General features: G+C 60.8%; 20 protein-coding genes. 7 read left to right on the top strand and 13 right to left on the bottom strand.

The window, feature by feature from the left end; genetic code table 11:
• Positions 1-99: 99 nt before the first annotated feature.
• The gene (rhlE1, locus tag AC1ROI_RS16595) at positions 100-1434 is read right to left on the bottom strand and encodes an RNA helicase RhlE1 (RefSeq protein ID WP_077749917.1); all 1335 of its coding nucleotides are present in this window, start codon (positions 1432-1434) and stop codon (positions 100-102) included.
• Between the two features lie 77 nt (positions 1435-1511).
• The gene (gene yedA, locus AC1ROI_RS16590; protein ID WP_010467417.1) at positions 1512-2438 is read right to left on the bottom strand and encodes a drug/metabolite exporter YedA; all 927 of its coding nucleotides are present in this window, start codon (positions 2436-2438) and stop codon (positions 1512-1514) included.
• Between the two features lie 163 nt (positions 2439-2601).
• Between yedA and AC1ROI_RS16585 the strand changes: the two genes are divergently transcribed.
• On the top strand, positions 2602-3057 hold the full coding sequence (locus AC1ROI_RS16585) for an Lrp/AsnC family transcriptional regulator (RefSeq protein WP_010467415.1): 456 nt from the start codon (positions 2602-2604) through the stop codon (positions 3055-3057).
• Positions 3058-3347: 290 nt separating this feature from the next.
• Here AC1ROI_RS16585 and AC1ROI_RS16580 read toward each other — a convergent pair whose 3' ends face one another.
• The 4 genes from AC1ROI_RS16580 to AC1ROI_RS16565 all read right to left on the bottom strand — a co-directional run bounded on the left by AC1ROI_RS16580 (position 3348) and on the right by AC1ROI_RS16565 (position 6482).
• Positions 3348-3878 (bottom strand): BRO-N domain-containing protein, encoded by a 531-nt coding sequence (locus AC1ROI_RS16580; RefSeq protein WP_010467413.1) that lies wholly within the window; start codon positions 3876-3878, stop codon positions 3348-3350.
• A 465-nt stretch (positions 3879-4343) separates the two neighbouring features.
• On the bottom strand, positions 4344-4955 hold the full coding sequence (locus AC1ROI_RS16575; RefSeq protein WP_077749914.1) for a 3'-5' exonuclease: 612 nt from the start codon (positions 4953-4955) through the stop codon (positions 4344-4346).
• A 22-nt stretch (positions 4956-4977) separates the two neighbouring features.
• Positions 4978-5457 carry a LabA-like NYN domain-containing protein gene (locus tag AC1ROI_RS16570; protein WP_010467410.1) on the bottom strand — a complete coding sequence of 160 codons (480 nt, stop codon included), beginning with the start codon at positions 5455-5457 and terminating at the stop codon, positions 4978-4980.
• A gap of 257 nt (positions 5458-5714) precedes the next feature.
• Positions 5715-6482 (bottom strand): DUF2076 domain-containing protein, encoded by a 768-nt coding sequence (locus AC1ROI_RS16565; RefSeq protein WP_102594325.1) that lies wholly within the window; start codon positions 6480-6482, stop codon positions 5715-5717.
• A gap of 178 nt (positions 6483-6660) precedes the next feature.
• Between AC1ROI_RS16565 and AC1ROI_RS16560 the strand changes: the two genes are divergently transcribed.
• The gene (locus tag AC1ROI_RS16560; RefSeq protein WP_077749934.1) at positions 6661-7335 is read left to right on the top strand and encodes a YciC family protein; all 675 of its coding nucleotides are present in this window, start codon (positions 6661-6663) and stop codon (positions 7333-7335) included.
• Positions 7336-7402: 67 nt separating this feature from the next.
• The gene (locus tag AC1ROI_RS16555; RefSeq protein ID WP_102594326.1) at positions 7403-8482 is read left to right on the top strand and encodes an endonuclease/exonuclease/phosphatase family protein; all 1080 of its coding nucleotides are present in this window, start codon (positions 7403-7405) and stop codon (positions 8480-8482) included.
• A 49-nt stretch (positions 8483-8531) separates the two neighbouring features.
• Here AC1ROI_RS16555 and AC1ROI_RS16550 read toward each other — a convergent pair whose 3' ends face one another.
• The 5 genes from AC1ROI_RS16550 to AC1ROI_RS16530 form a co-directional block, all read right to left on the bottom strand.
• Positions 8532-9368, bottom strand: a complete 837-nt coding sequence (locus tag AC1ROI_RS16550; protein ID WP_077749911.1) for an ABC transporter ATP-binding protein — start codon at positions 9366-9368, stop codon at positions 8532-8534.
• The gene (locus AC1ROI_RS16545) at positions 9356-10159 is read right to left on the bottom strand and encodes an ABC transporter permease (protein ID WP_010467403.1); all 804 of its coding nucleotides are present in this window, start codon (positions 10157-10159) and stop codon (positions 9356-9358) included. Before AC1ROI_RS16545 ends, AC1ROI_RS16550 begins: the two co-directional genes overlap by 13 nt.
• Before the next feature lie 9 nt (positions 10160-10168).
• Entirely contained in the window at positions 10169-11155 is a 987-nt protein-coding gene (locus AC1ROI_RS16540; protein ID WP_010467401.1) for an ABC transporter substrate-binding protein, read from the bottom strand.
• 393 nt (positions 11156-11548) lie between these two features.
• Positions 11549-12919 (bottom strand): aspartate aminotransferase family protein, encoded by a 1371-nt coding sequence (locus AC1ROI_RS16535; protein ID WP_102594327.1) that lies wholly within the window; start codon positions 12917-12919, stop codon positions 11549-11551.
• A 31-nt stretch (positions 12920-12950) separates the two neighbouring features.
• A complete protein-coding gene (locus AC1ROI_RS16530) occupies positions 12951-14444 on the bottom strand; it encodes an aldehyde dehydrogenase (RefSeq protein ID WP_102594343.1) in 1494 nt (497 codons plus the stop codon).
• Between the two features lie 225 nt (positions 14445-14669).
• Between AC1ROI_RS16530 and AC1ROI_RS16525 the strand changes: the two genes are divergently transcribed.
• The gene (locus tag AC1ROI_RS16525; RefSeq protein ID WP_083377264.1) at positions 14670-15590 is read left to right on the top strand and encodes a LysR substrate-binding domain-containing protein; all 921 of its coding nucleotides are present in this window, start codon (positions 14670-14672) and stop codon (positions 15588-15590) included.
• A 171-nt stretch (positions 15591-15761) separates the two neighbouring features.
• Here AC1ROI_RS16525 and hrpB read toward each other — a convergent pair whose 3' ends face one another.
• Entirely contained in the window at positions 15762-18278 is a 2517-nt protein-coding gene (gene hrpB / locus AC1ROI_RS16520; RefSeq protein ID WP_102594328.1) for an ATP-dependent helicase HrpB, read from the bottom strand.
• Between the two features lie 109 nt (positions 18279-18387).
• Here hrpB and AC1ROI_RS16515 point away from each other — a divergent pair, with 109 nt between their 5' ends.
• Both AC1ROI_RS16515 and AC1ROI_RS16510 read left to right on the top strand, forming a co-directional pair.
• Positions 18388-18807, top strand: a complete 420-nt coding sequence (locus tag AC1ROI_RS16515; protein WP_010467395.1) for a hypothetical protein — start codon at positions 18388-18390, stop codon at positions 18805-18807.
• A 29-nt stretch (positions 18808-18836) separates the two neighbouring features.
• Complete coding sequence (locus tag AC1ROI_RS16510; RefSeq protein ID WP_010467394.1) at positions 18837-19742, top strand: cation diffusion facilitator family transporter; 906 nt, start codon at positions 18837-18839, stop codon at positions 19740-19742.
• Here AC1ROI_RS16510 and AC1ROI_RS16505 read toward each other — a convergent pair.
• Positions 19727-20743: a DUF6515 family protein gene (locus tag AC1ROI_RS16505; RefSeq protein ID WP_102594329.1), complete on the bottom strand. Its 1017-nt coding sequence runs from the start codon at positions 20741-20743 to the stop codon at positions 19727-19729. The two genes, AC1ROI_RS16510 and AC1ROI_RS16505, sit on opposite strands and share 16 nt — an antisense overlap.
• A gap of 435 nt (positions 20744-21178) precedes the next feature.
• Here AC1ROI_RS16505 and AC1ROI_RS16500 point away from each other — a divergent pair, with 435 nt between their 5' ends.
• Positions 21179-21658, top strand: coding sequence for an Lrp/AsnC family transcriptional regulator (locus tag AC1ROI_RS16500; protein WP_007894448.1), 480 nt, complete (start codon positions 21179-21181; stop codon positions 21656-21658).
• Positions 21659-21805 lie beyond the last annotated feature (147 nt).

Here is a 21805-nt window from a genome sequence, read left to right as displayed (position 1 = left end):
CGCGAGCAGGCTCACTTCCACACTGGATCTGTGTCGTTCACAAATCCCCTGTGGGAGCGAGCCTGCTCGCGAAGGCGTCCTGACAGACGCCGAAGCTTTTTAAGGCTTCTTCTTACGCGGCCCAGTGTTAAACACCGGCACTTTGCGCACAGGCTTGATCGAAGGCTCCGGCGCCGAAGCATCCCCACTCTCGACCCACTTACCCAGATTGCGTTTACCGCCACCGGAGGTCTTCGGCTTCTTCGGTTTTTTCGGCTTCTTGACGACCTGACCGCTGGCGTCGGTATCCGGCACCCGGTGCTCAGGTTCGAAGTCATGTTCCATCTGCCGCGGCAATGTCTGACGGGTCAACGTCTCGATGGCCGACAGCAGATTCACTTCATCGGCACACACCAGCGAAATGGCCTGCCCGCTTGCACCCGCGCGACCGGTACGACCGATCCGGTGGATGTAGTCCTCCGCCACGATCGGCAGGTCGAAGTTGACCACCAATGGCAAATCTTCGATATCCAGACCACGGGCCGCAACGTCGGTGGCCACAAGAATCTGCACTTCACTGGCCTTGAACCGGTCCAGCGCACGCTGACGGGTTGCCTGCGGTTTGTCGCCGTGGATGCCGTCGGCATTGATGCCCAGGCCCTGGAGTTTTTCCACCAGCGCGTCCACACCATTGCGGGTCTTGGCGAACACCAGCACCTGCTTCCACTTGCCCTTGCGCATCAAGTGAACGAACAGTTCAGGCTTGCGCTTCTTGTCCACCACCACGACCCACTGCTTGACGGTGCTGGCAGCGACGTTGCGCGGGCTGACTTCGATGCTCAGCGGATCGTTGAGCATTTGTCCAGCCAGCAAGCGGATCGCGTCGGAGAACGTTGCGGAGAACAGCAGCGTCTGACGTTGCTTGGGCAGCACGCGGTAGATATTCCCCAGCTCCTCGGAGAAACCCAGATCAAGCATGCGATCGGCTTCATCCAGAATCAGGGTTTGCAGCTGATTGAACTTGAGGGCCTTCTGGCGATACAGATCGAGCAAACGACCCGGCGTCGCCACCAGCACGTCAACACCCTTGCGCAGCTTCATCATTTGCGGGTTGATGCTGACGCCGCCGTACACGGCATAAGTGCTCAACGGCAGGTTCTCGGCGTACTGACGCACGGCTTCGTGAACCTGTTCGGCCAGTTCGCGGGTCGGCACCAGGATCAGTGCGCGCACCGAGTTAGACGCCACTTTCGGCCCTTCCATGGCCAACAATTGCAGGAGCGGCAGCGCGAAGCCGGCGGTCTTGCCAGTGCCGGTCTGGGCGGCGGCCATCAGGTCGCGACCGGCCAGCACCGCCGGAATGGCTTGCGCCTGAACCGGCGTCGGGGTCTGGTAGCCGAGCGTCTCGAGAGAGCGCAGCAAGGGTTCGATCAGGCCAAGGGTGGCGAAAGTCATGGGATTACCGTAGGAAAATTCAGCGCGGGTTTTTCAAAACAAGTGTGCGAAAAAGATGCAATGCCGCGCAGTTTACCCTAATTCACACTCGATTCTGTCTGCACCACAGCAGCAGGTCGTTCCGGTGCCCGACGCCACTGCGGCAATCCGATCAACACCACGGCACTGATAATCACCAACATGGCCAGCGCTTCTTCGATGCCAATGGTCTCGCCGGCAAATACGATCCCCAGCAACACCGCGACCGCAGGGTTGACGTAGGCATAACTGGTCGCCGCCGCCGGACGCACGTTTTTCAACAGGTACATGTAAGCGTTGAAGGCGATGATCGAACCGAAGAAGGTCAGGTAGGCCAGGGCTGCCCAGCCTTCGATCGGCGGCATCGCCTGCAGATGCTCGCCACTCAGCGCGCTGCCGATCAGCAATGCCACGCCGCCCACCAGCATTTCCACGGCACTGGCCATGGCGCCCTGAGGCAATGGCAATTGTTTGCTCCAGACCGAGCCGAACGCCCAGGACGCGGCCGCGAACACCAGCAACGCCGCACCCAGCGGGCTCGATTGCAGGTTTGAACCGAGGTTAAGCATGGCGATGCCGATCAGCCCGAGCACAATGCCGGCCCATTCGAGACGGGTATTGCGCGCGCCCCAGAAATAGCCGCAGAGCAAGGTAAACAGCGGCACCGTCGCCACCGCCAGTGCCGCAACACCGGAAGCGACACCTGTGTGTTCGGCCACACTGACCGCGCCGTTACCGCACGTCAGCAGCAAAATCCCGATGATCCCGGCGGCTTTCCACTGCGCCCAGGTCGGGGCCGGTGCCCCGCGCCAGCGCAGGAAGGCGTACATCAAACTCCCGGCGATCACGAAACGGATGCCGGCGAGCAGCAACGGCGGCCAGTACGCCACGCCGATGCGGATCACCAGGTAAGTCGAGCCCCAAATCACGTACAACGCGAAAAAGGCGGCGATCAACGGTAAGGGGAAACGACGTAAGCCAGGCATGGGCAGCTCGATGACAGGACAATGTGAACGGCTATTCTAGAAAGGCCAGCGGCTTAAAATAAGTTACAAAACCTGTTTATAGCGTCGGTACACTTTTCAAAACACGGAGATTGACGCTATAAGCCGTGTTTTCGAAAGTCAGTCATTTTTCAGGTACACGACGATGGATAAATACGACCGCATGCTGCTCAGCGCCCTGCTGGAAAACGGCCGTGCGTCCTACGCCGACCTGGCGCGCAAGGTCAACCTGTCCGCCCCGGCCGTGGCCGAGCGCGTGGCCAAACTCGAAGCCAGCGGGGTAATTACCGGTTACCAGGCGAAAGTCGACATGGCCAAGCTTGGGCTGCCGATCCAGTGCGTGATCGAGTTGCGCCTGAACCAGCATGGCAACCAGAAGGCCTACGACGACCTGATCAAAATCCCACAACTGACGGAATGCCACCGGGTCACGGGTGATCCGTGCGTGATCATGCAGGCTGCGGTGGGTTCGATGCCGGAGCTGGAAGAGCTGATCAACCGGATCGCCAAGTTCGGGTTCAGCAAGACCTCGATTGTGCTGTCGAGCGCGATAGAGAAGCGCGTGCCGCTGGGGCAACTGGAAGGGAACAGCAAAGTCTGAAAACGGCGCAGTCCCTGTAGGAGCGAGCCTGCTCGCGATAGCGGAGTATCAGTCGACATCAACGTTGAATGATAAATCGCTATCGCGAGCAGGCTCACTCCCACAGGGGATTTGCAGCGTACTTAGAACCCGCGATGACGCTTAAGGCCAAGTGCGACGTCAGGTTGGCCGCCATTTCAGCATCGGCCATGGCCCGGTGAGCCTGTCCACCCCCCCCCCCCCCCACGGATGTCACCTGATTCCTGTGGGAGCGGCGGTGCGACGATTCGACTTGCCAGCGAAGCGATCTGTCAGACGCCGCAGTAACTTGCAGGCAACAAGCCCGGCATATCCCGCAGGCGCACCCAAGGTTCTTTGCGCCAATGCAGCAGTCGCAGCGTTCCGCCCGCCCATTCCATCGCCCGCATATGCGGCGCTTGATTCGAAATGGACCCGACTTCCTCCCGCAACATCGGCACCACGTCGTGGGTCAGCCAACGTCGTAAATGGCGGTTTTCCGGGCAGTAGTGGTACACCAACATCGCGTATACGCCCGATTCACTCAGCATCAAGGTCTCTTCGAGGTCATCATCTCCGGACAGACACATCAGTTGCTTCTGATCCGCATCAAGCTTGAGCACTTGCCTTCCATTTATGTCCACACCCATCAATCGACCGATATCGCGGGCGCAAAACCAGGGCTCTGCGTGCATCAACAGTGCGCGCAGCTGGATGTGGTGACGGATGAATGTTTTGTGGGTGAAGTGAGCTGCGCATGCAGCTGTTTGCAGTATTAAGGACTGATCTAAATCTTCAGGGGGATTGGGGGTAACTTTGATCATGGCGAATATCCTAACGAACGTTGGGGATGCCAGCATCACTTGCAGATGATGGGTGGCAGCTGTGTGCGGGTCTGCAAGACCGAGTCGTTAGGCAACCTCGGCAGACCCGAAGGTCTCCCGCACACAGCCACCATAAATCGATGGTCGCTAGGTAAAGCGACGCGATTATAGGTGCGCCGGTAGGCGCCTAACAAATTATCGGCGGGCTTGCAGACCCGGTCGCTGAATTGGCAGCGACGTCCCAGAGGTTATCGATGCGACAGGTACGGGGCAAGACGGACAAATTCCTAATATTTGGTAGGAGCAATCGTCGATTTTGAGGCGTGGTTAAACACAAGGATTGAGATCGAACACCGACCTGTGGGAGCGAGCCTGATCGCGATAGCGGTTCATCTTCAACAGTTATGTCGACTGACACTCCGTTATCGCGAGCAGGCTCACTCCCACAGGGGATTTGCGGTGTCTTCAGAACCCGCGATGGCGCTTGAGGTGTTCGTTGATCTTCGCCGCCGGCACTTTCTGCAAGCTGACCAGCAAATCATGGGACAACTCGCGCAACCCGTGCTTGTGCCGCAGCTCTTGCGCCAGGTGCGCCGTGAGGTTGGCCGCCATTTCGGCATCGGCCATGGCCCGGTGGGCCTTGCCGGTGTTGGGCAGGCTGGCGAAGGTGGTGAGGGTGCCGAGTTTGTGGTTGGGTGCGGCGGGCATCAGGCGGCGGGCCAGTAGCAGCGAGCAGGCGAAGTTCTGCAAGCGGGTGCGCTTGATGCGGCTGAGTTCGAAGTCCCAGAACTTCTGGTCGAACGCGGCGTTGTGGGCCAGCAGCGGCGTGATCCCGACGAATTCGTTGACCTCGTTCATCACCTGCTCTGCCGAGGGCGCGGTGCGCAGCATGGCGTTGCTGATGCCGGTCAGTTGTTCGATGAAGGCCGGGACGCGCACGCCGGCGTTCATCAGGCTCTGGTAACGCTCGACGATGCGCCCCTGTTCAAGGATCACCACGGCAATTTCCGTGGCCCGGCAGCTGCTGCTCGGGGAGATCCCGGTGGTTTCAAAGTCGATGACTGCTATGCGTTCCAAACCTGTATCAACTCCGTAAAAATCAATTCTTGAGCAGCAACGCGCCTTCGATCGGCACGTAGCGGCTGGCGGCGCGGATCAGCGAGTTGGCGGTCAGGCCCGGCACGCCGTAAGCCACGGCTTGCACCCCGTGCTTGGTGATGATGCGCTCCAGCAGCATGTCGAAATCACCGTCGCCGGAAGCCAGCACCACTTCGTCGACATGATCGGCGGCGTCCATGATGTCGAGGGTGATGCCCACGTCCCAGTCGCCTTTGGCCGAGCCGTCGCTGCGCTGGATGTAGGGCTTGAGCTTCACGATGAAGCCGAGGTTGCGCAGGATCTGCTGGAATTGCTGCTGCTTGCTGTCGCCGCGATCGATCGCGTAGGCATAGGCCTCGACGATCTCGCCCTGTTTGCTGATATCAGCCCACAGCGCGGCGTAGTTGAAGTGGCAACCATAGGCCTGACGCACGGTGTAATAGAGGTTTTGAACGTCGGCGAACACTGCGATTTTTTTCACCGTGCATCCTCTTTGGCGCAGTCGCGCGCAGGCTGGGTCAGGCACCAGGCCCGAAAAGTGGCCCAGTATGCCAGCCTGAAGGATTGTTCCGCGAATAATCGGCCCGAAGCCTCTTGGAGCCTCGGACGAATGGCAACCTGTGGCGAGGGCGCTTGCTCCCGCTGGGTCGCGCAGCGGCCCCAAAGAAGGACTGCTGCGCAGCCCAGCGGGAGCAAGCTCCCTCACCACGGGTTCAGTGTTACACCTGTAACGTTGAATCAGACGAAGGAATCGTCGTCTCCGCCAAAGAACGAAGAGCTGTCATCGCTGTAGTCGGCGTCGGTGAAGCCTCCCTGATCGTTGGCGTTGTTGTCAGCCACGCGCTCGTCGTTGCCCCAGCCGTTGCCGCTGTCGCTCTGATCATTGACCTGAGCCGGTTCTTCCTTGATGACTTCGACGACTTCCTGCGGTTGCTGATTGCTGTGGAACAGGCTGCTGATGCCTTGCGCCAGCATCACGCCACCGGCCACACCGGCGGCGGTTTTCAGTGCGCCGCCAAGGAAACCACTGCCAATCCCGGGGGCTTGCTGCTGCGGCGCGTAATTCTGCTGTAGCGGTGCAGCACCGAAGTTCTGTTGCTGTGGCGGCTGCGAATTGAACGACGGCCGCCCCTGCTCACGCCATCCACCATTGGAGGACGGCGCGCTTTGCGTCGGTGCAGGCTGCGGATCACGGGAACCGCCACCGAAAATGCTCGACAGGAATCCACCGCTGGCAGGCGCCGACGGCTGCGCCTTGGCCGATTGCAGCTCGGCCTGCAATTGCTGAACTTGCTGAGCGAGTTGCTTGTTCTGCGCGTCGAGGCTTTTGATGGCCGCTTCCTGAACCAGAATCGCCTGGGTCATGAAATAACCTGCCGCCGGTTGGCGAGTCAGGTGCTCCTTGATCCGCGCTTCAGCCTGGGCGTCACGCGGGGCTGAGTCCGTTTCGGCTTGTTGCAACCGGGAAAACAGTCCATCGATCAGGGTTTGTTCTTCGCTGTTCATGGCGACCTCGTAGATTGCCGGAGAAATCGTTGACCTTTACCAAAGAGGATAAGGTGCTCGACCTTAATGGAGGCTGAAACAAGTTGTTTCAATGACCTTTACCGAACGTTTACGTTTGCGCCCCAAAGGGCTTCATCGGTTAAAGTGGGCCACTGCTTTCAACCTGCGATACCGACTGATGAATTCGTTCGATGTACTGCGTGACTCTCTGTATTTCTTCAAGCGCAATCTGGGCCAGATCGTGCGCCTGTGCCTGCCGCTGGTGATTTTCGAGGCGCTGCTGCAACAAGTGGTGGATCGCTCCACCGAGCCGGACAGTTTCCCCGGCATCAGCGTGATGGTCGGCTTGCTGGTCTATCCGCTGTACACCGCCGCACTGATCCTGTTTCTCGATGCCCGCAGCCGTGGCGAATCACCGAGCACCCGCGAGTTGCTGTCGAGGTCGGCCTATCTGTGGCCGCGCTTCGCCCTGCTCACCGCCCTCAACACCTTGCTGATCCTGATCGGCCTGTCGCTGTATTTCCTGCCGGGCATCTGGCTGATGGTGACCCTGGCGTTCGGCGAGTATCTGTTGGTGCTGCGCGGCCTGGCCCCGTTGGCGGCGATGAAGGAAAGCCTGCGTCTGACCCGCGGCCATTTCCTGCGCATCCTGGTGTGCATTCTGTGTGTGATGGGCCCGTTGTGGGTGCTCAAGGGCGCGACCCTTGCGATTTACCCGGATCCGCAGAACCCGGTGATTTCGCTGCTGATCGACAGCGCGCACAGCTTCCTGCAATTGTTCACCAGCGTGGTGCTGTTCCGCCTGTTCATGCTGATTGCCGATGCCCCCGAGAAAATTGACGGGCCGCTATGACCCATGGGCTTAAGCCCTACGCTCGGTTATGCTCGGGCTCATCTTTTGTAACGCTATAAGCCGAGCCATGACCCGTCTACTGCGCTACACCCTGCTGGGCCTGCTGATCACGGCGGGCCTGATTGCCTTGCTGATTTACAACCTGACCTGGCGTCCCGGTGCCAAAGAAGCAGCACCGGTCGGCTGCAACGCTCAGGCGCCCACGCTGGTCCCCGGCCAGGCCCTGAAAGTCATGACCTGGAACGTCCAGTACCTGGCGGGCAAGCGCTACGTGTTCTGGAATGACCTGGCCAAAGGCGACGACGAGAGCCCCACCGCCGAAGACATGGCCTTCAGCCTCGATGAGGTGGCACGGGTCATTCGTGACGAGCAACCGGACATTGTGCTGTTGCAGGAGCTGGATGACGGCGCCAAGGCCAGCGATTATCAAAACCAGTTCAAGTTGCTTCAGGAGCGGGTCGCCGACCTTTATCCGTGCAGCGCTCATGCCTTCGACTGGAAAGCTGACTTTGTGCCGCTGCCGCACATCTTCGGCAGTGTCGGCCGACAACTGGCAACCCTCAGCCGATACCAGATCGAACACGCCGAACGCCTGCAATTGCCGGTCGCGTCGGCCAACTTCATCAGCCGTCAGTTCACACCGAAAAACGCCTTGCTGGCGACTTACCTGCCATTGGGCGGCGGTGGGCAGATTGCGGTGCTCAATACCCATCTGGACCGCGTCATCCAGCCTGATGAAACCCTGCTGACCCAAGTGACCGCCGTGGCCAAGGTGCTCGACAAATATGAAAGCCATGGCACCCCGTGGTTGATCGGTGGCGACTTCAACCTGTTGCCGCTGGGCCAGTATCGACGCCTGCCCGACGAACAACGCACGCCCTACTCCGTCGACAGTGCCTTGCATGTGCTGTGGGACAAATACCCGATGATCCCGACCAACAACGAAGCCAGCGGGATCGACCGGGCGCGGTGGCTGACCCACTACCCGAATGATCCAGGCTTGAATGGCCCGGACCGGACGGTTGATTACCTGTTCTACAGCCCGCGGATCAAACGGGTCGAGGCGATGGTGAGGCAGGACGATACCTTGCGGATCTCCGATCATTTGCCGGTGATTGCGCGGTTCCTCCTGCCTGCGGCCCCATAGAGCCGGATCAACGCTCCCAGAGGGGATTTGGGCATGACGGTAAATCGGCTCAATGAACCTCTTCCAGATCGTCATGCAACAGCCCGAAGATCTTGCGTTTCATGTCGATGAACGAGCGCTCCATGACCATGTCCAGGTTACGCGGGCGTTCGATCGGCACGTCCAGGATCTGCTTGATCCGCCCTGGCCTGGCGCCCATCACGTACACCCGATCCCCCAACAGAATCGCCTCGTCGATGTCATGGGTCACGAACAGCACGGTCTTCTTGCTGTTGCCCCAGACCCGCAATAACAGCTGCTGCATTTGCAGGCGCGTCTGGCTGTCGAGCGCGCCGAAGGGTTCGTCCATCAAGAGGATTTGCGGGTCATTGGCCAAGGCCCGGGCAATCGCCACACGCTGCATCATGCCGCCGGACAACTGCTTGGCGTAGTTATCGGCGAACCCGGTCAGCCCCACTTCATTGACGTAGTAATCGACGATCTCCTTGCGCTGAGCGGCCGCCATGCCGCGCCGCTTGAGGCCGAACTCGACGTTCTGCCGCACGGTCAGCCACGGGAACAGCGTGTAGCTCTGGAACACCATACCCCGATCCGCACCCGGCCCCTGCACTTGCTGGCCGCCGACATAAATCTCGCCTTCCGTGGGCTCGTTCAGGCCGGCCGTGAGGTACAGCAGACTCGACTTGCCACAGCCCGACGGTCCGACCAGCACGGCGAATTGTTGATCCGGCACTTCGAACGACACCTGCTCCAGCGCGGTGAACATGCCGCCGCCAGGTTTCTGATAACGCAGACTGACCTTGTCCACCTGCAGCCGTGGCGCGGCTTGCACCGGGGCGGCCGTGGGTGTGATGAAACGCGGGTTGACGGCGCTTACTGAGCCCATGCGGCAATCCTCAGACGGAGAAAACGGAACAGTTGATCGGTGACCAGGCCCAGCAGGCCGATGATTGCGATGGCGAGGAAAATCACGTCCACTTGAAAACCGCGCATGGCTTTCAGGCTCAAGTAACCCAGGCCACTGGACGCGGCGACCAACTCGGCGACCACCAGATAGGTCCAGGCCCAGCCCATGGTCACACGCAACGTGTCGAGCACACCCGGCAACGACGCCGGGGCAATCACATGCAGCACCGCATCGCGGCGGGTCGAACCTAAGGTGTACGACGCGTTGATCAGGTCCTTGGAGATGCCCTTGGACACGTCGGCGATCATCACCAGTTGCTGGAAAAACACGCCGAAGATGATCACCGACACCCGCTGTTCCAGACCGATGCCGATCCACAGAATGAACAGCGGCACGAACGAGGTCACCGGCAGGTAGCGGATGAAATTGACCATCGGTTCAAGGAACGCCTGGACGATGCGGAAGCTGCCCATCAGCAACCCCAACGGCACCGCCACCAGCGACGAGACAATGAAGCCGACCATCACCACTTCGAGGCTGGCCCACACATGCAGGCCAAGGGTGCCGTCGCGGCTCAGGCGCACGGCGGCTTCGGCCACCGCCCCCGGTGTCGGCAGGAACATGCCTGGCACCACGCCGCCGTAGGACAACCCGGCCCACAGGCCGATCAACAACACCCAGGCCAGGCCGCTCGCGCTCCAGATCACCTGCACCGGCAGGCCGGTCTTGGGCGTGATGCAGCGGCTCAGCCATGAATTGCGCTTGAACATGCGGACCTCCTACAGCGGGCTGACGAAGCGGTTGTCGATCAGGTCGTCATTGCTGACGTTGTAGGGCTTGCCCTGCAATTCGCTGGCGGTTTCGTTGGCCAGTTTGATCAGTGGCTCGCTGTCGCCCGGCTTGCCCGGAGACCCCAAAAGTTTTTCGCTCATGGCCTGATCGTAGAAGCGCACGCCTTGCGCGGCGGCTTCCAGTTCCTTCGGATCGGCGAGGTAACCGCCGACGCCTTTGGCCATGATTTTGTAAGCTTCCTTCGGATGGTCCTTGGTGTACTGCACCGCTTTGTAGAGGCCGGCGACCAAGGCCTTGACGTCTTCCGGTTGCTTCTCGATGACCGTGCAGTTGAGCGCGACCACGTCGACAATCACTCCCGGCGTGCTGCTGCTGTCGATCAGCACTTTGCCTTGTTGCTTGTTGCGGACCATCGACAGGTGCGGCTCCCAGGTCACGGCGGCCGGCACACGGCCGGCGATGAACGCGGTGGCAGCGTCATCGGCCGTCATGTTCTGCACGGTGATGTCGCTCATGCTCATGCCGTGTTTTTTCAGCAGGTACGACAGCCAGAACTGCGAGGTCGACCCTTCGTTCACCGCCACTGCCTTGCCTTTGAGCTCCTGCAAACTCTTGACGTCCTTGCCCACCAGAACACCGTCGCCACCATGGCTGTCATCGAGTGCGGCGACGGCCTTGAAGCAGAATTGCGGGCGGTACTTGAGCACTTCGTCGATGGTCGACGCCGAGCCCGACAACTCGCCCGAAGCCTGGGCGGCCATGTACATCGAAGCTTCTTCAACGACGGGCAATTCGACGGTCAGACCGCCTTCCTTGAAGTAACCCAGATCCTGGGCCAGGTAGAGCGTGCCGTAGCCGACCCACGTGGTGTGGCCGATGGACAGGGTGCCGGCCTGGGCGCTGGTGGCGACCGTGGCGGCGATGGCGGTGATCGCCAGTGGATGAGCGACGCGGTTAAGCAAGGACTTGATCATGGAGCACTCCCAAAGCTGTTGATTTAGTTTTGTCATGGGCAGTACGGCCAGTGGCCTTGGATCAGTTGCCACCGGTGGTCTCTGATGGACCTTTCGATGGTCAGCATTCGGCTGACTGGCGAAGTCGATGTTGGACCAGGGGCGGGATAAGGAAAATCAGGAAATATGTCGTTGGGAGTGATGAAAAAACTGGGTAGCGCGCGCCGTAAAAGGGCGGGGTTGGCGGGGATGCACGGGGGAGGTGCAAAACATGAAATGAGTGTTGAATCGACCACAGCATTCGCGGGCAAGCCTCGCTCCTGCAGGGTTTATGTCGGCCGCGGAATTGGGCACGACACATAACCTGCAGGAGCGAGGCTTGCCCGCGAAGAGGATCACAAGAGCGCTACAAGATCAAAGCCGGCCGTATTCCTGAGCCGTCCGATCAATCGCTTTCAAGGTCTTGCCCACCAGCTCATCAATCTCCTCCCGGCTGGCAATCAACGCCGGCGCCATGATCATCCGCCCCAGCGTCGAACGAATAATCACCCCTTCCTCAAAGCCAATCGTGCGGCAACGCCAGGCAATGTCGTTCTCATTGGCAAAACGCTTGCGACTGCTTTTGTCCTCGGCCAATTGCAACGCCGCGACCATGCCGACACCCTGAATATCGCCCACCAACGGGTGATTGCCGAACACCTCGCGCAGGCACTGTTGCAGGTACGGTCCGATGTCATCCTTGACCCGCGTCACCACGCCCTCATCGCGCAACGCCGTGAGGTTGGCAATCGCCACCGCCGCCGCCACCGGGTGCCCGGAGTAAGTCAAACCGTGGGCAAATACCCCGCCCTGCTCCACCAACACCCGGGCCATTTTCTTCGACAGAATCAACCCGCCCATGGGGATGTAACCGGAGGTCAAACCCTTGGCGATCGACAGCGTGTCCGGCTCGAAACCGAAGTGCTCGTGAGCGAACCATTCGCCGGTACGACCGAAGCCGCCGATCACTTCGTCGGCGCACAACAGCACGTCATACTTGCGGCAGATCCGCTGAATTTCCGGCCAGTAACTCTCAGGCGGGAAGATCATCCCGCCGGCGCCCTGGAACGGTTCGGCGATAAACCCGGCGACCTTATCGGCGCCCAGTTCGAGAATCTTCGCTTCCAGTTGCTGCGCCGCCCGCACGCCGAATTCGGCCGGGGTCAGATTGCCCTCGTGGGCGAAAAAGTACGGCTCGTCGATGTGTTCGATATCGGGGATCATGCCGCCCATTTCATGCATGAACTTCATGCCGCCGAGCGCCGTCGCCGCCAGGGTCGAGCCGTGGTAACCGTTCCAGCGACCGATCATGATTTTCTTCTCGGGCTTGCCGAGGATCGTCCAGTAACGCCGCACAGTGCGGATCAGCACCTCGTTGGCTTCGGAACCGGAGTTGGTGTAGATCGCGTGGCTGTAGTGCCCCGGCAACAGGCTGAACAGCAGCTCCGAGAGTTCGATCACCTGCGGGTGAGTGGTGTGGAAAAACATGTTGTAGTACGGCAACTGCTCGAGCTGCCGGGTCGCCGCAGCCGCCAGATCCTTGCGGCCGTAACCGAGGTTGGTGCACCACAACCCGGACATGCCGTCGAGGTAACGCCGACCATCGTTGTCCCACAAGTGCAGGCGCTCGCCGCGGACCATCACCCGCGGCCCTTCGTCATTGAGCGCTTTTTGATCGACGAATGCGTGGATGTGGTGCGCAGCGTCGGCGGCCTGGTAGTCGCGGGTTTCACGTGGTGTGGTCATCGCCAGTTCTCCGTTTTGTTATGAGCGGCTGTTATGCGCGCAGCTGAAACCAGGTGGTCTTCAACTGGGTGTATTTATCGAATGAGTGCAGCGACAGGTCGCGACCGAATCCGGACTGTTTGCCGCCGCCAAAAGGCACGGTCACGTCCAGTGCATCGACGCTGTTGACCGACACCGTGCCCGCTCGCAATTGCCGCGCCACACGGTGGGCGCGGTTGAGGTCGTCGGTCCACAGCGAAGCCGCCAGGCCGTAGACGCTGTCGTTGGCCAGTTGCAAGGCGTGGGCCTCGTCGTCGAACGCCGTGACCGCCAGCACCGGGCCGAACACTTCCTCGCGAAACAGCGGCATGTCCGGGCTCACGCCGGTAAAAATCGTCGGCTGAATGAAGTTGTCGGAGCCGTTGAAGATCGACTGCCTGCCCCCGCACACCCTGGTCGCGCCCAGGCGTTCGGCCTGTTGGATGAACTTCATGATGCGCGCGGTCTGACGGCTGTCGACGATTGCCCCGGCGCTGCTCGACGGGTCCAGCGGATCACCCGGCTGCCAGCGCTCGGCCTGCACTTTCAGGCGCTCGACGAACTCATCATGAATCGAACGCTGCACCAGCAACCGTGAGTTGGCCGAGCAGACTTCACCCTGATTGAAGAAGATGCCGAACGCTGCTTTCTCGGCGGCCAGGTCCAGGTCCTGGCAATCGGCGAACACCAGATTGGCGCTCTTGCCGCCGCACTCCAGCCACACCTGTTTCAGGTTCGATTGCGCCGAATACTGCATGAAATACTTGCCGACTTCAGTGGAGCCGGTGAACACCAGGCAGTCGACATCCGGGTGCAGACCGAGGGCTTTGCCGGTCTGCTCGCCGAGGCCCGGCAGCACGTTGAGCACGCCCGGTGGTAGACCGGCTTCCAATGCAAGCTCAGCCAGACGCAGGGCGGAGAACGGTGATTGCTCGGCGGGCTTGAGGATCACCGAATTGCCTGCGGCCAAGGCTGGCGCGAGTTTCCACGCGGCCATGTCCAGCGGGAAATTCCACGGCACCACCGCAGCGACCACACCCAGTGCTTCGCGGGTGATGGTCGCCAGCACGTTTTGCGCACTGGGGGCGATCTGGTCGTAGAGTTTGTCGAGGCTTTCGGCGTACCAGCGAAACACCCCGGCGGCGCCCGGCACGTCGATGTTGTAGGCGTCCATCACCGGCTTGCCCATGTTCAGCGAGTCGAGCAGCGCCAGTTCTTCGCGGTGGGTCATGATCAGTTCCGCCAGACGCAGCAACACGTGCTTGCGCTCGCTCGGCGAACGCGCCGACCAGGTGCCGGCTTCGAATACCCGCCGCGCATTGAGTACCGCCGCGTCCACCTCTTCATCACCGCAAGCGGTCACGTTCGCCAGACGCTGGCCAGTGGCGGGGTCGATTGCTGTGAAGGTCTGACCCGACTGCGCCGAACGGGGTTTGCCGTCGATCAGGGCCTGGTCGGGAAACCGCAGCGCGGCGGCTTTGTTTTGCCAATATGCAAGCTCGAACACGTTCAGATGCTCCATGGGCTTTTCTTGTGTCTGAATGGTGGCCCAGGCCCGAGTCCAGTAAAAATAGTAAAAAGGTCTTCGCAGACCATGAAAAAACTGGGCAGCCAATCTCCCCGGTGGCGCGGTATGTGGTTATTGTTCAGGCACAACAACACCGTCGTCAGAACGGATGCAGTCGGCGCGAAAATTGCCTGGATGTCGAGTCCATCCACCCCGAGGTTTGCCGTGGCTGCCTACAACCTGCGTCAATTGAAATACTTCATCACCACCGTCGAATGCGGCAGCGTCGCCGAGGCCTCGCGCAAGCTGTACATCGCCCAACCGGCGATCTCCACGGCGATCAAAGGCCTGGAAGACAGCTTCGGCGTGCAACTGCTGATCCGCCATCACGCTCAGGGCGTGTCCCTGACACCAAGCGGCGCACGCTTCTATCGCAAAGCCCAGGAACTGCTGCGCATGGCCAAGGAGTTCGAACAGAATGCCCTCGCCGACAACGACGTGGTGGCCGGGCAAATCGATATCGGCTGCTTCGAAACGGTCGCACCGCTGTACCTGCCGCAACTGATTGCCGGGTTTTCGGCGCTGTATCCGGGGGTGAAAATCCGCATCCGCGACGGCGAGCAGCAAGAGCTGGTGCAAGGCCTGACGTCGGGCACCTTCGACCTGGCGATCCTGTATGAGCACGAGCTCGACGCCACCATTCAGACCGAACCGCTGATGCCGGCGCAACGGCCATATGCGTTGCTGCCGGCGGACCATCGCTTCGCCCAGCTCAAGCAAGTGTCGCTACGTGATCTGTGCCTGGAACCGATGATTCTGCTGGACGTGCAACCGAGCCGGACCTACTTCGTCAGCCTGTTCGAAGAACTGAACCTGTCACCGAACATCGCCTTCAGCTCACCGTCGATCGAGATGGTGCGGGGGATGGTCGGGCAAGGGTTCGGCTTCTCGATCCTGGTGACGCGGCCGCATTCGGAATGCACTTACGACGGGAAGAAAGTGGTGTGCGTGGATATCGTCGAAGAGGTCACTGGTTCGGGATTGGTGGCGGCATGGTTGAAGCGCGGGCAACTGACCAAACCAGCGCAGTTGTTTGCCGATTATTGCCGGGAGCAACTCACTGCCAAGGCCGGGGCAAGCACATGAGCCAAGTGAAATCCTGTGGCGAGGGCGCTTGCTCCCGTTCGACTGCGCAGCAGTCGCATCTCCATTGCATGCGGTGTATCTGACACATTCAGGCGGCCTGATTATGGGGCCGCTTCGTGGCCCAACGGGAGCAAGCTCCCTCGCCACAGTTTTTGTGTTCTACCCCAAGAGTTACTTGCGGGGTTTGATCCGAGCGGTGGCTTCGGCCACCAACGGATCATCCGGCCAATAATGCTTCGGATACCGTCCCTTCAAATCCTTCTTCACCTCGGCGTAGGTACTGCGCCAGAAGTTCGCCAAGTCCTGAGTCACCTGCACCGGCCGCCGCGCCGGGGACAGCAGATGCAGCTTCACCACTTGCCGGCCCCCGGCAATGCGCGGGGTATCGGACAGGCCGAACAGCTCCTGTAAACGCACCGCCAGAATCGGCGGCTGTTCGCTGTAGTCCAGACGAATCGAAGAACCCGACGGCACACTCAGGTGATGCGGCGCCTGTTCATCCAGCCGTTGCGGCAGCGGCCAGGGCAGCAAGTTATGGACGATGCTCGACAGGTCCAGATTGGCGAAATGACTGAGGCGCGAGACTTTGCCCAGGTACGGCATCAGCCAGTGCTCAAGGTTTTTGAGCAGTGCGGCATCGCTGACATCCGGCCATTCACTTTCACCCTTACTGCCGAGGTCCAGCTGTCGCAGCAATGCCACGCGCGCCTGCCACTGACGCAGCTCCGGGGTCCACGGCAACAACTCCAGCCCCTTGCGGCGTACCAGATTGACCAGCGCCTGGCTGCGCGCTGTTTCGTCGAGGCCGGTCAGCGGTTCGCGGCTGAGGATCAACTCACCAACCTTGCGCTGACGCTCGGCGCGCAACACACCTTCGCGCTCATCCCAATCCAGTTGATCGACCACGCGCACTTGCTCGGCCAGTACGGAATCGAACAGCGCCGGATCAAAATCCGCCGCCAGATAAATCCGTTCCTCGCGCTGCCCCTGACGACTGCCCAGATCCGCAATCACCAACCACGCTTGCTTCATCAGACTGTCTGCTTCAGCGAACAACGCCGCACGGCCGTTGGCCAGGCGATATTCAGCGCCACCGGCGCGGCGTTGCTGGGCGACACGGTCTGGATAGGCCAACGCCAACAGGGCGCCGAGCCAGCGTGGATGATCCGGATCGCTGACCGGCTCCGTCGCTTTGCCACGCAGGTAACCGCGATACTGCCGCGCCAGTTGCCGGGCACGTTGCACGCCACCCTGAGCACCGCGAGCCGCACGCTCTTCGCCGGACAACAGCACCAATCGGCTGTGCAGATCCGCTCCGGCGCCACGCAAGATGTCCCGCTCACCGAGCAATGCCGCAACATCGCAGGCCATGTCGGCCAAACCGAGCGCCTGACCGCGCAACAACAAATGGGCGATGCGCGGATGCGCCGGCAATTCGGCCATGGCCTGACCGTGACGGGTCAGCGCGTCGCCGTCCAATGCGCCCAGACGATCAAGCAGATCCTGAGCCTGTGCATAAGCGGCGGCGGGCGGCACGTCGAGCCACACCAATTGCGTCGGTGTCACGCCCCAGCGCCCGAGCTGCAAGGCCAGACCGGCAAGGTCGGCCGAGAGAATCTCCGCGCTGGCATAGGCTGCCAATTGCTCGTGCTGATCCTGCGACCACAACCGATAACACACGCCCGGCTCCAGACGCCCTGCTCGTCCTGCGCGCTGAGTGGCACTGGCTTTTGAAATTCGTTGGGTATCGAGCCTGGTCATGCCGCTGCCGGGATCGAAACGCGGCACCCGCGCCAGCCCGGCATCAATCACCACACGCACGCCGTCGATGGTCAGGCTGGTCTCGGCGATGTTGGTCGCCAGCACCACTTTGCGCTTGCCCGCCGGTGCCGGATCGATTGCCGCTCGTTGGGCGGCGAGGTCCAGCTCACCGTGCAACGGGCAGAGCAAAACCTGTGTGCTCTCGCCCAGCGCATCCGCCAATTGTTGATGCACGCGACGGATTTCCGCCTGCCCCGGCAGGAACACCAGCACGCTGCCGGTCTCATCATTCAAGGCTTCGAGAATCGTCTGCACCAGGCGCGGCTCGATGAATTCGCCGGGCTGGAGCGGCCGACCCCAGCGCATCGCCACCGGGTACATACGGCCTTCACTGCGCAGGATCGGCGCGTCATCGAGCAACCCGGCCAGGCGTTCGCCTTCAAGCGTTGCAGACATCAAAAGGATTTTCAGCGGCTGGTCGTCGCGAAACAGCTCCCGGCCATTCAGGCTCAGGGCCAATGCCAGGTCCGCGTCGAGGCTGCGCTCGTGGAATTCGTCGAAAATCAGCAGGCCAACGCCGTCGAGTGCCGGGTCATCCTGCAAACGTCGGGTGAGAATGCCTTCAGTGACCACTTCAATACGGGTCTTGGGGCCGACTTTGCTGTCCAGCCGGATCCGGTAGCCAACGGTTTCACCGACCTTCTCGCCCAGCTCACTGGCCAAGCGCTCCGCCGCCGCCCGCGCTGCCAAACGGCGCGGCTCAAGCATCAGAATGGTCTGCCCGGCCAGCCACGGCTCGTTGAGCAAGGCCAGCGGAACACGGGTGGTTTTACCGGCGCCGGGCGGTGCTTCGAGCACGGCTTCGTGACGTGTAGCCAAGGCTTCACGCAGGGCGGGTAAAACTTCATCAATCGGCAAAGAAATCATGCTGGCTCCAAAACAGAGCGGCGAGTATAACGGCGAACTGCTCGGCGTTAATGACGGTCCTAATTCATACAGGCGTCCTTTCGTTTTGAAATTACCCAGGAGATTTCATATGCGTGTTCCCTTTCGCTTGATTGGCGGTGTATTGGTCGCGACGTTGCTGACCCAGGTGACCGCTTGCGGATCGATTTTCTATCCTGACCGTCGTGGTCAGATTGACGGCAAGATCGACCCGGCCATCGCCGCGCTCGATGCCGTGGGCCTGCTGTTCTACATCATCCCCGGCCTGATCGCGTTCGCCGTGGACTTCGCCACTGGCGCGATTTACTACGCGCCCGGTGAGACCGCACAGGTAGCCCCGGAAAAACTCAAGGAAGCGATCGGCGCCGACGGCAAAGTTGATAACCATAAGTTGCAGACTATTCTCGAAACCGAGTTGGGCCGTAGCTTCCCGCTGGATGACCCACGCCTGATTCAACACAAAGGCAGCACCCAGCAACTGGCCCTGTTAGGCCTGCAACCCGCCGCGTAATCCGTGCACGTAAAGGAATAGCCGCCCCTATGATTTCCAGCTCCGAACACGCCCGCCTGCTGCGGCTGGCGACTCGTGCCTCGGTGGCGGTGGCGTGTACGCTGATCGTCGCCAAAGCCATCGCCTGGTGGTTGAGCGGTTCGGTGAGCATGCTCGCCGGATTGACCGACTCGGCGCTCGACGGCGTCACCTCCCTGCTCAATCTGCTGGCGGTGCATTACGCGTTGCGCCCGGCCGATGACGATCACCGTTACGGGCACGGCAAGGCCGAGTCGCTGGCGGGCATGGCTCAAGCGTTGTTCATTGGCGGCAGTGCGGTGCTGATTTCTTTGCAGGCGATCGAGCGGCTGAAACATCCGGAACCAGTGGGCGCGCCGTGGATCAGCATCGGCGTGATTGTGTTCTCCCTGGCGCTGACCGTGGCGTTGCTGATGTTGCAACATCGGGTGGTCAAGGCCACCGGCTCCAACGCGGTGCGCGCCGACTCCCTGCACTACCGCTCGGACTTGCTGCTCAATGGCAGCATTCTGCTGGCGCTGGTGTTGGCCGGGTTTGGCTGGCATCAGGTCGACCCCTGGTTCGGCCTGGCAATCGCTGCGTACATCTTCTGGAGCGCGATTCAGATCGCCAAGGAAAGTTTTACGGTGCTGATGGATGAGGAACTGCCGCCGGAGGTGAGCCAGCACATGCTTGAGCTGGCCTGCGGCGTTCCGGGGGTGCTGGGCGCGCATGACCTGCGCACGCGGATTTCCGGCAACCAGTGGTTCGTGCAGTTGCACCTGGAATTGCCGGGGGACCTGACCCTGTCAGTCGCCCACGGCATCAGCGATCAGGCCGCCGATGCGATACACGCCGCTTACCCGCGAGCCGAAGTGCTGGTGCACGCCGACCCGCAGGAAGTGGTACTGGCGGCAAAGACTCAGAAAGAAACCTGATAGCCGCGACTGCTCAGGCAGTTACCTTGAGCCTGGCGGTAGGCTTGCACCACCGACGGGTCTGGCTGGTAGGTGGCCGTCCGCGGACTGAAGCCACTTTGCTGCACCGCGTATTGATAACACTCGTAACCGTCCTGGTTGACCTGCTCCGGCGACTGGCCGTTGGCCGGATAGGCCTCCACGTCGTAGCTGTTGCTGACCGGCTGCGGCTGCATTTGCACCGGCGGCTCGACCACCACGTAGTCCTGAGTGTTTTCCTGATAGGCGTAATACGAACCGGCCGCCAGGAACAGCAGCGCCCCACCGATCCACACCTCACGCGCGTAATCGGGCAAGTAACTGACTCGAATCCCGCGAGGCGGTTGAACCACCACATAACGCGGGCCTTGTGGGCGATACCAGTAGCCGCCGGAATAGAAATAATCCCGACCACCGTAAGGCACGCGGTAGTCACGGTCCGGGAAGCGGTCGATCACATGACCCGGGCGATATTGCGGGCCGGGGCCCCAGCCATTACCGTGCCCATCCGGACGACCCGCCCAACGACGATCATCGGGACGCGGACCGTTGTTCTGCCATTGCTGGTTGTAATTGTTGCGCTGTGGATTGTCCTGATAGTAACCACGCTGTGGCTGCTGGGTCTGGCGCACCGCGTCGGGGCGACCCTGGATCGGCAGGTCATTGGCCGGGAGCTGCGGGGGTGGCGGCGGTGAGCGAACAGGATTGTTGTAGTCGGGCTGCGGACGGTTCTGCCACTGGCCATTGTTCTGAGTCTGGCCGTTGTGCTCGAACTGGCGGCTGTTGTCGCCACGAATGATGTCGTTGTCCTGCGGGCGCGGCTGATTATTGCCGCCATGCCCCTGATTGTTGCCCTGATGGCCGTCCGATCCACGTTGCCCGCCATCGGGGCCACGGTTTTGCTGATCATCGGCCAGCGATTGCGCAGTGACACTCACACACAGCAAACCAACACCGGCCAAACGCCAGATGCGCGACTTCATGCTTTTCCTCACTGCGGGTTAGAGCCTGTACGTAAGACTTGGAAAGTACAGGGCGGTTCTGCAACAGGTTATCAGTCGCGCAACTTATTTATTGAGGGCCGCTCTCAAATTCCAGGCAAAAGAAAAGGGAGACCCGTCGGCCTCCCTTAGAGAACTTCGTCCGTGCTCGACGCTTATGACGTCGGCTCACCTCACGCCGTCTTCTGGACAGTGTGTAGCTCGGAGGCCGGCACATCCCCTGTGGGGGTGGCGGCCGCCGCCGGCCTGATTCGGCGAGCGGCTGTGGACTGTTTGTCCGAGCAGTGATTCTGGTGATAAGAATAGGCCGCGAGTGCCGGCAGAGGATTGCGAAGATTGCTCAATTAAACATCACTTGCGCAATTTTTAACCCTGGATAGATAATCTGCCGCAATAGTTATGACAAAGGCCTGATTGATGAGCAAACTCGACCGATACGACTTGAGCATTTTGGCGGAATTGCAGCGTGACGCGCGCATCTCCAACCAGGAGCTGGCCGAACGCATCGGCCTGTCGCCTTCGCCTTGCTCGCGCCGGGTCAAGCAACTGGAAGACGACGGCTACATCACCCGCCAGGTGGCGCTGCTGGACCGCAAGATGCTCGGCTTGAGCCTCACGGCTTACGTGCTGATCGGCATGGACCGCCATACGCCTGAGCGTTTCGAGAACTTTGAAGCCGCGATTCGAACGTTGCCCCAGGTGCTGGAATGCAGCTTGGTGACGGGGATGGATGCAGATTATCAACTCAAGGTTGTGGTGCCGGACATGGATCACTACCAGAAACTGCTGCTGGGGCATTTGACCCGGATTGAAGGGGTGACCAGCGTTCGTTCGAGTTTTGTGTTGAATCAGGTGCTCAATAGTACCGAGCTGCCGTTAACTCATCTGCGCAGCTGATGTCCCCATCGCGAGCAGGCTCACTCCTACAGTGGATCTCCTGAACACCGAAGATCCCTTGTAGGAGCCTGCTCGCGATAAGGCCGGCACAGGCGACGAATGACTGCGACACACTGCCGCAGGTCAATCCTCCAGCCCGTCCCCATG

It is taken from the genome of Pseudomonas sp. GW823-FHT02C02 (assembly GCF_058797635.1).
The sequence above is the reverse complement of the archived record's forward strand: the minus strand, read 5'-3'. Positions and strand labels throughout refer to the sequence as shown.